Raw genomic sequence first — 11,410 nt, forward strand, 5'->3', positions numbered from 1 at the left:
GGGAGAGTGCGCGAAGTGGATCCCGTGACCGGCTCGGTGGTGGCGGCTGTGCTGGGGCTGGCAGCGGCCGTGGCCACCCTCGTGGGGCAGTGCTTACGGCCACGCCCGGAGGACTCCTCACGGCCTGCCGTCCTGGTGGTCCTGATCGCCGACGACCGCGGTGACGAACGGCTCGCCCCGGGGCAGCCGGACGAGCGGCGGACGCGGGGTCGCGGCGCAGATGAGTGACACCAGGCCGGACGGGGACGCGACGTCGGCGGCGTCGCTCGGAGGTCTGCCGGCCACTGACCGTGGGAGCGAAGTGAACTCCCGGAAGAGTGAGTTCGCCTACTTCTACCGCACCTGCGTCCATCGGCTCGTGGCGTTCCTGATGTGGCAGGGAGCCCCGGCGGCCCTGGCCGCCGACCTGGCACAGGACACCATGCTCAAGGCGTACGAGCGTTGGGACCGGATCCAGTCACCAGAGGCCTGGAGCAGACGCGTGGCGTCACGCGAACTGGTGCGGGCCTTCAGCCAGGTCGAGGAGAGCATCGACGAACTCGCCCTCGAACCGACCTCCTTGCTGCCCTCCCCCGGCGCGGCCGCCGAGTGGGAGCAACAGCAGGAGATCCTGCAGCTGCTGCACGGACTGCCGTCCCGTCAGCGGCAGGTCCTGGCGTGGACACTGGACGGATACACCCCGACCGAGATCGCGGCCGAGCTCGGTCTGAACGCGGCGGCCGTCCGGGTCAGTCTGCTCAAAGCACGTAAGTCCGTCTCCAGCAGAATGACCGATCGGGAGGAGGAGTAATGGCCGAGTATGACGTGCCGAAGCGTCGCACCCGCGAACCCTCGGCCCGGCTGGCAGCTTCGCAGACGGCGTTCCTTGACGGGCTCGACGGTCAGCTGGACGTGGAGGCCGGGCTTCGGGAGGTGATGCTGTGCTCGCGGTACCGGGACCTCGTCGACGACGTGGACACGGTGCTGGACGTCGAGGCTGGGCTCGTGTCCATCATGTCCCGGACCACGGACCGTACGCAGTTCGAGGAGGCGGCCGCGCCCCTCTACGACGTCGGCCTGCTGCACCAGAGGTTCGAGCTGATCGGGCCGGAGCAGCGGCTCGCCCTGCGCGCGCACCCTCTGGTCACCTCGGCGATCCTCGCCGACCTCCTGATCCGTACGGTGATCCTCGCGCAGGACCTCACCAACGGCCTGGGCTTCGGCCGGTACCACGGCATGCCGCTGAAGCGGGCCGTGTTCGCCGCTCAGACGACCGCCCGGGGCATCGCCCACGAGCTGGACGGTCGGGCGGCCCTCGCGTGGGAGCTTCGCGACCGGGCGCACGAGATCGTGGCGCTGCTCGAACCGCACTACCCGGCCATCGACCAGGCGGGGAGGGTCGGCCAGATCCTCGTGCGAGAACTGGCCGCCACCATCGACCAGCGGGTCAGAACCGCGGATCACCCCGCGATCGCGGAGTTCCTCCGGGCCTGCAAGGTATTCATGTACGCCGTGGGGAGCGGTGACCTGACCCGCGCCGAGCAGGAGGTGGCCTACCTGACACGGGAGTTGGCCGCGCAGGTCGGCGAGCTCCTCGGACTCGGCGAACCGGAGACCCTGGACCTGGAGTTCCTCTCCGAAACCCTGGACAACTTCACCAGCGCCGACCTGAGCGCGGCCGACCTCACCCGTGTCGATCTCGCGGGAGTGCGCTGGTCCGAACTGCACACCCGGTGGCCGGCCGAGATCAGCGTCGACCGCCTGCGGGAGGACTCGCGGGAGACGCTGCCCGGGTCGGGCATCTACATCATCCGGCCGGGCACCGGGGCGCGGGACGTGACCATGGTCTGACCGGGTCCGGCCGGGCAGGGTGGACCTGGATGCGACCAGGGGGGCGGGGGCGTCGGGCCGGGGACTCGGGCGGCGGTCGCCCCTTCCGTCACCACGGCCCCGGCCCGTACCGCCACGCCTCCGGGCCGCACCGCGTCGACCGGTGGCAGGTACGCCCTGGTCCGGTAACCGATCCTCAGCCCGGCCGCTTGGCCATGATGACCAGGCCCGGTCCGACGTGCTCGTCCGCGGGGAGCCGGAGTTCGGCGACCGGACGCAGTCCGGCCTGCTCGATCAGGTGCGTGAGCGGCTCGGGCCGCCACTTGTGGGTCGTCCAGCGGACGGGGACGCCTCCGTAGGCCTCGGTGCGCAGCGCGTCCTCGTCGCCGACATGGGTCGCGGTGATGAAGTGTCCGCCCGGCACCAGGGCGCGCGCGAACATGGCGAGGACCTGGGGAAGGACGTCACGCGGGAGGTTGAACAGTGACCACCAGCCGAGCAGGCCGCCGTGGGAGGCGTCGGCGAGGTCCAGGTCGGTGGCAGAGCTGACGCCGAACCGGCACTGCGGGTGGAGGCGGCGCGCGTTCTCGATCATGCGGGGGGAGAGATCGACGCCGGACACGTCGAGGCCGCGCTCGGCGAGGTAGGCGGTCACCGTTCCGGGCCCGCAGCCGACGTCGAGCACGGGCCCGAGGCCGCTCACGGTGTCGGCGAAGGCGTCGATCGACGCCTTGAGCCACGGGTGGGTCCGGATGTCGCCGATCCCCGTGGTCGCCACCATGCGGGCGTAGTTGTCGGCCACGCGGTCATAGGACTCGCGGACCACGTCGAGATCGGACGGTCGGTCGATGGGGTGAGCGCGCATCAGCCAACGATAGGCCTGTGCGACGGTCTGCCGCCGGGGTCTTGTGGCCGTGGTCGCCGCTTGCCCGGGGGACCGAGCCTGCCGGCTCGGCCGCGGTGACCCGGTCCGGCGGGCATCAGGGCGTGCCCTGACGGCCTGTTGATCGTTGCTTGATTGGTCCGTCACCAACACCCCGTCGGCCGAGACGCGTACGGGACGTGACGCCGGAACGCCCGTGGCGAGGACGGGCCGACGGGTGGCGGCGGTGGCCGGAACCGCCGGCGCACCGCGAGTCGAGAGAGGGAGCACCTGTGCGTATCACCGACCTGGCCCGCTGCGAGGCCCGTCCGGGGCGTGTCATGGAATGGACCCTCCACCCGTCCACCATCGACGCCGCCACGGCCCTGGCGGACGACCTCCGCCCGCTCTCCCACCTCCAGCAGTCGCACCTGCGCACCGCGCGGACCGTACGCGACAACGGCCTGACCATGCCGACCTGGATCGGCACCCGGTTCAGCCTGCCCGGCCCGGCGGACCCGGCCGTGCTGGAGGCCACCCTGCTCGACTGGACCCTGCGCCACGAGACGCTGCGCAGCGGATTCCGGCGCCGCACCGAGGGCGTCCGCCGGTTCACGATCGGCGCCGGTTCGGTGGCCCTGCACCGGCACGAGGCAGGGGTGTTCGACCGGGCGGAGGAGCTGGTCACCTACCTGCAGAACCGTTTCGACGCCGCGACGAACGCGCTCGAATGGCCGAACTACATCTACGCGGCCGTCCTGCGCGAGGACGGCACGGACGTCTACCTCGCCTTCGACCACAGCAACGTGGACGCGTACTCGCTGTTCCGCATCCCCGCGGAGGTCCACGAGCTCTACGACACCCGCCGGGGCGGCGGCGAACCGCGGGCGGTCGAGGTCGGAAGCTACCTCGACTTCTGCGAACTCGAATGCGCGCACGCGGAGCAGGTCGACGAGATCCACTCGGCGGTCGCCCGCTGGCGGGAGTTCATCGCCGGCTGCGACGACCGGCTGCCGAGGTTCCCGCTCGACCTCGGTCTGGAGCCGGAGGAGCCGATGCCCGCCCAACGGCTGATGACCGAGATGCTGGTGGGCGAGGAGCACGCCGCCGGGTTCGAGCGGTACTGCCGCCCCTTCGGGGGCACGCTGGCCGGCATCCTGGCCGCCAGCGCGCTGATCGCCCGGGACCTCGGCGGGCACGACGTGTACCGGACGGTGGTGCCGTTCCACACCAGGGCGGCCTCCCGGTGGCAGGACTCGCTGGGCTGGTACGTCGGCGTCGTACCCATCGAGATCCCCGCGGCCGACGCCCCCGACCTCCGGAGCGCGCTGGCGATGGCGCGCTCCGAGCTGCACGCGAACCGCCGGCTCGCCCGCACCCCGCTGGCCCGGATCCTGCACCTGCTCGGCTCGGACTTCCGTCCGACCTCGCCCGACCTGCACTCGCTCATGTCGTTCGTCGACGCCAGGGCCGTCCCCGGAGCCGAGCGCTGGACCGAGCAGAACGCCTGCGCGACGGTCCGGGTCTCCCACGGCGACCAGGCCTGCGTCTGGATCACCCGACTCCACGAGGGTCTGCACCTCGCCTGCCGCCACCCCGACACCACCGTCGCCGCCCAGTCCCTGCGCGCCTACGCGGACGCGCTGCGCGACACCGTCGTACGGGTCGCCGAGGACGGCGGCGACCTCGTGCCGGGGAGGAAGCACGCAGTGGTGGACGCCCTCGCTCCCCTGCCGGCCTGAGTTGCCCGAGCGGCCTGAGCGACGAGGCGACCTGAGTGGCGGGGCGACCTGAGTGGCGGGGCGACCTGAGTGGCGGGGCGGCGGCCGCGTTGGGGGCCGGCTCCGACCGGCGGTCCTCGCGTTCACCCGATCTCGTCGCCGATCTCCCCGTACAGTGCAGCCGAGCGGGTGCTACGCCACCGCACCTGGTGCTGTGGCTGATCACCGCTCTGTACGGCTACGAGCGGGACGAGCGCGACGCGTTCGTGCGCGCGTGCGCCCGGAGAGAGCGTCCGCCGGGCGTCCCGCCGGAGGTCGCGGCGATCCTCACCCGCCACGCCCCGCTCGCCGCGGTGATGACGGACTTCTACCGCAGGCTCCAGCGGGAGAGCAGGCGAACCCCGTATCCGGTGGACGAGATCCGCCGGATCGGACGGTTGGACGGCTGGTCCATCGCGGGGCATCGCCCGGGTCAGTAATAGCCCTTGGTGCCGTCGAGGAGCTCCCGGACGATGTCGGCGTGGCCGGCGTGGCGCCCGGTCTCCTCGACGAGGTGGATCAGCATCCAGCGGAGGTTGGCGCCACCGGAGCGGAAGCCGGAGTGACGGCCGACGTCGTCCAGGGAGGCCGCAGCGACGATCTCGTTGCTCCGGGCGCACTGGGCCTCGTACTCCGCGAGCAGCTCGGCCAGGGAGCGGTCGCCGGGCTGCCAGTCGGCGTCCTCGCCCGACTCGGCGAACGACGGGTTCTGCTTCTCGTCGCCGCCGAGGAACAGGACCTCCAGCCAGGTGTGCTCGGTCCAGCGCATATGAGTGATGAGGCCGGCCATCGTCATGGCCGGTGAACTCGGGAGGACGGAGCGACGAGCGTCCTCCTCCGTCAGCCCCTCGCACTTCCAGCGAAGGATCTGCCGCTGCAGGTCCAACCAGCCGATGAGCGCGGTACGTTCGTCGGCCTGAAGTGGGGGGCGTTCCAGTTCGGGTGTCATATCGGCGCAGGCTACCGGCCTGCCCGGGGCCGTGGCACCTGGTTTTCCGGACGGCCGGGCGGTGCCTGTCGGTTGGTCGATGTCGGCCGGGCGGTCGGTATCTGTCGGTCGGTCGATGTCGGCCGGGCGGTCGGTGTCGGCCGGTCGGTCGAGCGACTCGCCCACGGGCGGGTGACGCCGGGTGGCGGGCGGGCGCGCCGCTGCTAGAAGTCCGGAAGCGGAGAAGCTCCACGTAACGGATCGAGGCAGCAGTGAACTCCCTTGCCGAGGCAAGCCTCCGGCTGGATGCCGAGCCGGTCGACTACGCCCTGCTCGCCGTCTACTTCGCCCTGGTGCTGGGCATCGGCTCGCTCGCCCGCAGGTCGGTCTCCTCCAGTCTGGACTTCTTCCTGGCCGGCCGGTCGCTGCCCGCCTGGATCACCGGCCTGGCGTTCATCTCGGCCAACCTCGGGGCGGTGGAGATCTTCGGGATGACCGCCAACGGCGCGCAGTTCGGCATCCCGACCGTGCACTACTACTGGATCGGCGCGATCCCGGCCATGGTCTTCCTCGGCCTGGTCATGATGCCGTTCTACTACGGGTCCAAGGTGCGCAGCGTCCCGGAGTTCCTGCGATTGCGGTTCGGCCGCTTCGCGCACCTGGTGAACGCGCTCAGCTTCGCGCTCGCCCAGGTGCTGATCGCCGGGGTCAACCTGTACGCGCTCAGCACGGTGGTCAACGCCCTGCTGGGCTGGCCGCTGTGGTCCTCCGTGCTGGTGGCGGCGCTGATCGTGCTGGCGTACACGACGCTGGGCGGGCTCTCGGCCGCGGTGTACAACGAGGTGATGCAGTTCTTCCTGATCGTCGCCATGCTGGTGCCGATCACCCTGGTCGGGCTGCACCGGGTGGGCGGCTGGGACGGGCTGAGCGACCGGATCCGGGCGGTGAACGCCGACGCGGCGGAGCAGTTGAACGCCTGGCCGGCCAGCAACCTGACCGGGATCGCCAACGCCACCCTGTCCGTGCTGGGCATCGTGTTCGGCCTCGGGTTCGTGCTGTCGTTCGGCTACTGGACGACGAACTTCGCGGAGGTGCAGCGCGCGCTGGCGGCGAGGAACATGTCGGCGGCCCGGCGCACGCCGCTGATCGGCGCGTACCCGAAGGCGCTGATCGCGCTGGTCATCGTGATCCCGGGGATGCTGGCCGCGGTCCTCTCGCCGGAGCTGGCGCGGTACAAGGCGGCGGGCGGCACGTCGACCGAGGGCGTCACGTACAACAACGCGATCGAACTGCTCATCCGCGACCTGCTGCCCAACGGCATGCTGGGGGTGGCGATCACCGGGCTGCTGGCGGCCTTCATGGCGGGCATGGCGGCCAACGTGAGCTCGTTCAACACGGTGTTCACCTACGACCTCTGGCAGGCGTACGTGGTCAGGGGCCGGTCGGACGCGTACTACCTGCGGGTGGGCCGGACGGTCACCGTGCTCGGCTGCGCGATCGCGGTCGGCACCGCGTTCATCGCCAGTGGCTACAACAACATCATGGACTACCTCCAGACGCTGTTCTCGTTCTTCAACGCCCCGCTGTTCGCCACGTTCATCCTGGGAATGTTCTGGAAGCGGACGACGCCGCTCGCGGGCGGGATCGGGCTGATCGTCGGAACGGCGGCCGCCGTGACGGTGGACCAGCTCGTCCGCCACGACGTGCTGCACCTGGCGGGTCAGGGGCCCAGCTTCGTCGCGGCGAGCGCCGCCTTCGTCCTGGACATCGCGGTCAGCGTCGCGGTCTCGCTGGCCACCCGGCCCAAGCCGGACAGCGAACTGGTGGGCCTGGTCTGGTCGCTGACGCCCAGGGACCGGATCAAGGAGGGCGACACCGCCGAGGACGCGGGCTGGTACCGCAGCCCCGCGCTGCTCGGGGCCGGGGCCCTGCTGCTCGCCACCGTACTCAACGTGATCTTCTGGTGAGAGGAGCGAGGACATGACGGATCCGACGACGGGGGCGGCCGGGCCGGCGGCCGTGAAGGCCGGGATCTTCGACCTGCGCCTGATCCTCGCGCTGCTCTTCTGCGTCTACGGCACCGTGCTGACCGTGCTGGGCGCCACCGCCACCTCTCAGGCCGACCTCGACCGGGCGGGCGGCGCGAACGTGAACCTCTGGGTGGGCGTCGGCATGCTGGTCGGGGCGGCGCTCTTCGCCGGCTGGGCGAGGCTGCGGCCGGTCCGGCTGCCGCCGGGAGCGGCGGAGCCGACGGGCTCCACGACGGGCTCCACGGGGCCGGAGCAGTAGGGCCGCCGCGGGTACGGGGTGGGGCGGCCGGCCGTGGCGGACGCCCGTCCTCCGGCGGCGGTGCCACCACCGGGCGGCGGTGTCACCACCAGGCCGGGCGCTGCCAGGGTTCCACGGTCACCCGGCCGACCGGGAGGATCACGGCGTTGCGACGGCGGCGCAGGGCGTCCGGGGTGTCGGCCCTGAGGAGAGCCGCCTCCCGCGCCTGGCCGCTGCTGTCGGCCCACTCGACGAAGGTCTGGGTGCCGGCCCGGCCGTCGGGGAAGGTCACCGGGACGGTGACGCACCAGGGGCTGCTGCTGCGCCCGCTCCAGGCGGCGACCTGACCCGCGCCCCGGGCGGTGCAGGACGCCGCCGGCACCGGGGCGGGCTCCGATGGCGGGGCGAAGACGGATGTGAACATGGCTCTCTCCGGGTGTGACGCGCCTGCGGAAGCCGTGCTGTCTTCTTCCGGGTGGCGGATTCCGTCGCCGAGCGGCGTTTCGGACCGGCGGCGCTGTGGGGGCGATGCGGGTGGGGGCGGTGCCGTGTTCGGTACCGGGAGGAGAGCGGGGTGTGCTCCATCATGTTTCAACAGATTCAAACGCTTATGAACAACATGAAACGCCGGTTGCGGAAGGGCGTCAAGACCTACCGGACAGAAATGTTCGCGTGCGGGGCGGCGTCCGGAGGAGGTCGGGGTGCCCGCCTACGGGGAGCGCCGGCGCGTGCCGGGCCTTCGCCGGGCGCTGCTGGCGGGGGTGAGCGCCTCCTCCTACGCCCGCTTGGAACAGGGGCACTTGCCGAACGCCTAGCCGGAGGTGCTGGACGGGATCGCCCGGGCCCTGCGGCTGGACGAGTCCGAGTGCCGCCACGTGCACGACCTGGCCCGATCGGCCGGGCCCCGCGGCCGGCGGCGCGCCGGAGTTCGGCGTCCTGCAGCCGGTACGGGCCTACCCGGGCCGGCCCGGGTAGGCCCGGGTCGACCTGCGGGGCTCTGCCACCTCACTCGATGTCACTCGATATCACTCGATTCCGAGGGGTCCGACGCCCAGGTCCTCACGCATGAGGCGACGCATCCGCGCCATGGCCTCGCGTCGCCGCGCTATCAGGGGCGCGTCGTCGGCCGAGCCGACCGCCGCTCCCCGGGCGTAGGCGTCGCGGATCGCCCGCAGGCAGTGGAACGCCTCGTTCCCGGCCTCCACGACCGGCGACGGGCCCACGAGCCACAGGCGTTCGCTCGCCGTGTAGATCCCGGTGCGCCGCACCGCCTCCCGAACCGCCGCGTCGCGGGCCGAATCTGACATGTGGTCGCCCAGGGCGACGGCCCGGATCTCCTCACCCGCGGCCTTGAGCGCGGAGACGTACTCCGTGTAGACCTCGCGCCGCACGTCCAGCGCATGCCTGGCCTCCTCCCGCCGCCACCGGTTGCGGTCGGCGATCAGCGTGGCGGCGATGCCGATGACGGCACCGGTCAGTGTGGAGAGCAGAGGCGTCCAGTCCATGGGCCCCAGCTTGTCCAAACCGCTGCGCCGGTACCAGAGGCTTTCGCTGCGAACGCCCGGGGCCGGCCACACGGGAGCCTTCCGCGCGACGGGAGGGACCGGATCCGGGATGGCCCCAGGGCCGTCCCGGTCGGGTGCGCGCGGTACTTCAGCGGCCGGGGACGACGATGCCCTGGGTGGACGGCCTACCTTGTGCCGAGCCGTGCCGTGTCCGCGGCCAATCCGGTTTGTCCGCTGGTCACCTGCGCCGCAGCCGAGTTCGGTGGATGGACAATCGGGCATGCCTGCACTGTGGGAGCTTCATCAGGCCATCGGACAACATGTCGAAGCCTGCGACGGGACACCCCGGGGTTTCCGGCACGGAGACGGTCCCCCGGCAGTCCCGTCCCGACCCTAGACACCCACGGCACTCGAAGGAGCTCGCCATGCTCGTCAAGAAGCACCTCGCGACGGTACTCGCGGCCACGGTCCTCGCCGGAGGCTTCGTCGGCCTCTCCGCCGGCGCGGCCCACGCCTACCCCCGGGTCGACAAGTGCGGGAGCGCGTACGACTTCAAGCAGAGCTGGGACATCACGGACAACGCCCGAACGAGCGTGGTGGTCGGCTTCATCGACATCTACTACAACAGCGGAAACGGGATCAACTGTGCGATCGCCCGCGGGAAGGACGGGGCCGTCACCGGTCACCACGACATCCGGGTCGCGATACGACGCTCCGGAACGAGCGACTGGATCCAGGACGGCGCCGGGAGCAACTACTCCAGCTACGCGGGCCCGGTCTACACGTACGCCAAGGGGGCCTGCATCGACTTCGTCGGCGGGCTGATGTACAACGAGTTCGCAGGTCAAGGGGCATCCGGCTACAGCTCCAAGCACTGCGGCTGAAGCGAGGAAGACGTTCTGCGGCGGGGGGATTCCCGAGCGCCGGGGCCCGGCAGACGGAATAGTCCGAGCAGGGCCGAGGCTGGGCTGATCATGAGTGAGATTCTTGTGACGGGCGCGACCGGCAACGTCGGCCGACACGTGGTTGCTCGGCTCCTGGCCGCGGGCGCCGAGGTGCGGGCGCTGGCGCGTGATCCCGAAACGGCCGGGCTGCCGGAGGGAGTGGAGGTCGTCAGCGGGGACCTGTCCGTGCCGGCCACCCTCGATGTGGCGCTGGAGGGGACCAGCGCAGTGTTCCTGGTCTGGCCCTTCCTGACGACCGAGGGCGCGCCCGCCGTGCTGGAGGCGCTTGCACGACGTGTCGGGCGCATCGTCTATCTCTCGTCGTCGGGCGTCAACGAGGCGGCCGAGCGGCAGACCGATCCGATCAACCAGCTCCACGCCGACATGGAGCGCATGATCGAGGAATCCGGCCTGGAGTGGACTTTCCTGCGGTCGGACACCATCGCGTCCAACGCGCGGGGGTGGGGCGAGCAGGTCCGCGCCACGCGCACCGTTCGCGGTCCCGGTATCGCCGCCACCGCGGTGATCCACGAGGGCGACATCGCGGCTGTGGCGGTTCCTGTCCTGACCGGTGACGGGCACGTGGGCGCGAGGCTTGTCCTGACGGGTCCGCAGGTACTGAGCAGGGCCGAACAGGTCCATGCGATCGGGGAGGCCATCGGTCGCCCGGTGGCGTTCGAGGAAGTCCCCGTAGAGGTCGCGCGACGGCAGATGCTCGCTGACGGCAGGCCACCCGCACTCGTCGAGGCGCTGTTGGCCAGCGCCGAGACCCGGCCCGCATCGAACGTGATCACCTCCACCGTGGAACAGATCACCGGAGTTCCCGCGCGCACGTTCCGCACCTGGGCGGAGGAGCACGCGGAGGAGTTCCGCTAGGTTCGCCGTCCGGGTCCAGGACACCGGCCGCCCCTCACCCAGCACCAGGCCCCGGCGATCCTCGGCCGCCGGGGCCTCGTCGCACTGCCAGGATGGTCCGCACGAACATCGAGATGTCCAGCCGGATCCGGGTGCGAGCCGCGGACGCCACGGACGTGCCGGCCCTCGTCGCCATCGACGCGATCGCGGCCGCCGGCGACGAAGCGCGGGCCCGGAGCATTCGTCGGTGGTTGGACCAGGGATCCGTCAGCGTCGCCGAAGATCCGTCAGGCATCCTGGGCTACGGCGTTCTGGAGTACACGTTCTTCGAACAGGGCTTCGTGACCATGGTGACGGTCTCGCCGGGCGCACGCCGACGGGGCGTCGCCGTTCGGTAGGCTCCTGGCCGGGGTCGTCGATCGAAGCAGGAGCAGGGGGCGCACACGATGGAGCAGCGACGGACCGCGGTGGTGTCGGGC

The 11,410-nt window shown here is 71.4% G+C and carries 13 protein-coding genes and 1 pseudogene; 10 read left to right on the forward strand and 4 right to left on the reverse strand.

Translation table 11 applies throughout. The features are described 5' to 3' along the window. The first annotated feature begins 301 nt into the window (after nt 1-301). Nucleotides 302-790 carry a sigma-70 family RNA polymerase sigma factor gene (locus ABZ495_RS23490; RefSeq protein WP_359837866.1) on the forward strand — a complete coding sequence of 163 codons (489 nt, stop codon included), beginning with the start codon at nt 302-304 and terminating at the stop codon, nt 788-790. Further along, the gene (locus ABZ495_RS23495) at nt 790-1,830 is read left to right on the forward strand and encodes a hypothetical protein (protein WP_359837868.1); all 1,041 of its coding nucleotides are present in this window, start codon (nt 790-792) and stop codon (nt 1,828-1,830) included. The genes ABZ495_RS23490 and ABZ495_RS23495 overlap by 1 nt, the downstream gene beginning before the upstream one ends. A gap of 175 nt (nt 1,831-2,005) precedes the next feature. Here ABZ495_RS23495 and ABZ495_RS23500 read toward each other — a convergent pair whose 3' ends face one another. Continuing rightward, nucleotides 2,006-2,674 carry a class I SAM-dependent methyltransferase gene (locus tag ABZ495_RS23500; RefSeq protein WP_359837869.1) on the reverse strand — a complete coding sequence of 223 codons (669 nt, stop codon included), beginning with the start codon at nt 2,672-2,674 and terminating at the stop codon, nt 2,006-2,008. 290 nt (nt 2,675-2,964) lie between these two features. Here ABZ495_RS23500 and ABZ495_RS23505 point away from each other — a divergent pair, with 290 nt between their 5' ends. Next, nucleotides 2,965-4,413, forward strand: a complete 1,449-nt coding sequence (locus ABZ495_RS23505; RefSeq protein WP_359837871.1) for a condensation domain-containing protein — start codon at nt 2,965-2,967, stop codon at nt 4,411-4,413. A gap of 188 nt (nt 4,414-4,601) precedes the next feature. Then, nucleotides 4,602-4,871, forward strand: a complete 270-nt coding sequence (locus tag ABZ495_RS23510) for a hypothetical protein (protein ID WP_359807506.1) — start codon at nt 4,602-4,604, stop codon at nt 4,869-4,871. Here ABZ495_RS23510 and ABZ495_RS23515 read toward each other — a convergent pair. After that, entirely contained in the window at nt 4,865-5,380 is a 516-nt protein-coding gene (locus tag ABZ495_RS23515; protein WP_329485751.1) for a DinB family protein, read from the reverse strand. The two genes, ABZ495_RS23510 and ABZ495_RS23515, sit on opposite strands and share 7 nt — an antisense overlap. A gap of 251 nt (nt 5,381-5,631) precedes the next feature. On the opposite strand from ABZ495_RS23515, the gene ABZ495_RS23520 reads away from it, so the two are divergent. Together ABZ495_RS23520 and ABZ495_RS23525 are read left to right on the forward strand one after the other, a co-directional pair. Continuing rightward, on the forward strand, nt 5,632-7,326 hold the full coding sequence (locus ABZ495_RS23520; protein WP_359807503.1) for a sodium:solute symporter family protein: 1,695 nt from the start codon (nt 5,632-5,634) through the stop codon (nt 7,324-7,326). A 13-nt stretch (nt 7,327-7,339) separates the two neighbouring features. Then, entirely contained in the window at nt 7,340-7,648 is a 309-nt protein-coding gene (locus ABZ495_RS23525) for a hypothetical protein (RefSeq protein ID WP_359807501.1), read from the forward strand. 82 nt (nt 7,649-7,730) lie between these two features. On the opposite strand, the gene ABZ495_RS23530 is transcribed toward ABZ495_RS23525, so the two are convergent. Beyond that, a complete protein-coding gene (locus ABZ495_RS23530) occupies nt 7,731-8,051 on the reverse strand; it encodes a hypothetical protein (RefSeq protein WP_359807498.1) in 321 nt (106 codons plus the stop codon). Between the two features lie 304 nt (nt 8,052-8,355). Here ABZ495_RS23530 and ABZ495_RS23535 point away from each other — a divergent pair. Next, nucleotides 8,356-8,544: pseudogene (locus tag ABZ495_RS23535) on the forward strand (helix-turn-helix domain-containing protein); the annotation flags it as partial. Nucleotides 8,545-8,652: 108 nt separating this feature from the next. Here the strand turns inward: ABZ495_RS23535 and ABZ495_RS23540 are convergent. Then, entirely contained in the window at nt 8,653-9,132 is a 480-nt protein-coding gene (locus ABZ495_RS23540) for a hypothetical protein (RefSeq protein ID WP_329485756.1), read from the reverse strand. 425 nt (nt 9,133-9,557) lie between these two features. Between ABZ495_RS23540 and ABZ495_RS23545 the strand changes: the two genes are divergently transcribed. The 3 genes from ABZ495_RS23545 (at nt 9,558) to ABZ495_RS23555 (ending at nt 11,329) form a co-directional block, all read left to right on the forward strand. Continuing rightward, nucleotides 9,558-10,016 (forward strand): hypothetical protein, encoded by a 459-nt coding sequence (locus tag ABZ495_RS23545; protein WP_359807493.1) that lies wholly within the window; start codon nt 9,558-9,560, stop codon nt 10,014-10,016. Between the two features lie 90 nt (nt 10,017-10,106). Next, nucleotides 10,107-10,952, forward strand: coding sequence for an NAD(P)H-binding protein (locus ABZ495_RS23550; protein ID WP_359837873.1), 846 nt, complete (start codon nt 10,107-10,109; stop codon nt 10,950-10,952). Nucleotides 10,953-11,044: 92 nt separating this feature from the next. After that, nucleotides 11,045-11,329 (forward strand): hypothetical protein, encoded by a 285-nt coding sequence (locus ABZ495_RS23555; RefSeq protein WP_359837874.1) that lies wholly within the window; start codon nt 11,045-11,047, stop codon nt 11,327-11,329. Nucleotides 11,330-11,410 lie beyond the last annotated feature (81 nt).

Source organism: Kitasatospora sp. NPDC005748 (genome assembly GCF_040630735.1).
Taxonomy (GTDB): domain Bacteria; phylum Actinomycetota; class Actinomycetes; order Streptomycetales; family Streptomycetaceae; genus Kitasatospora.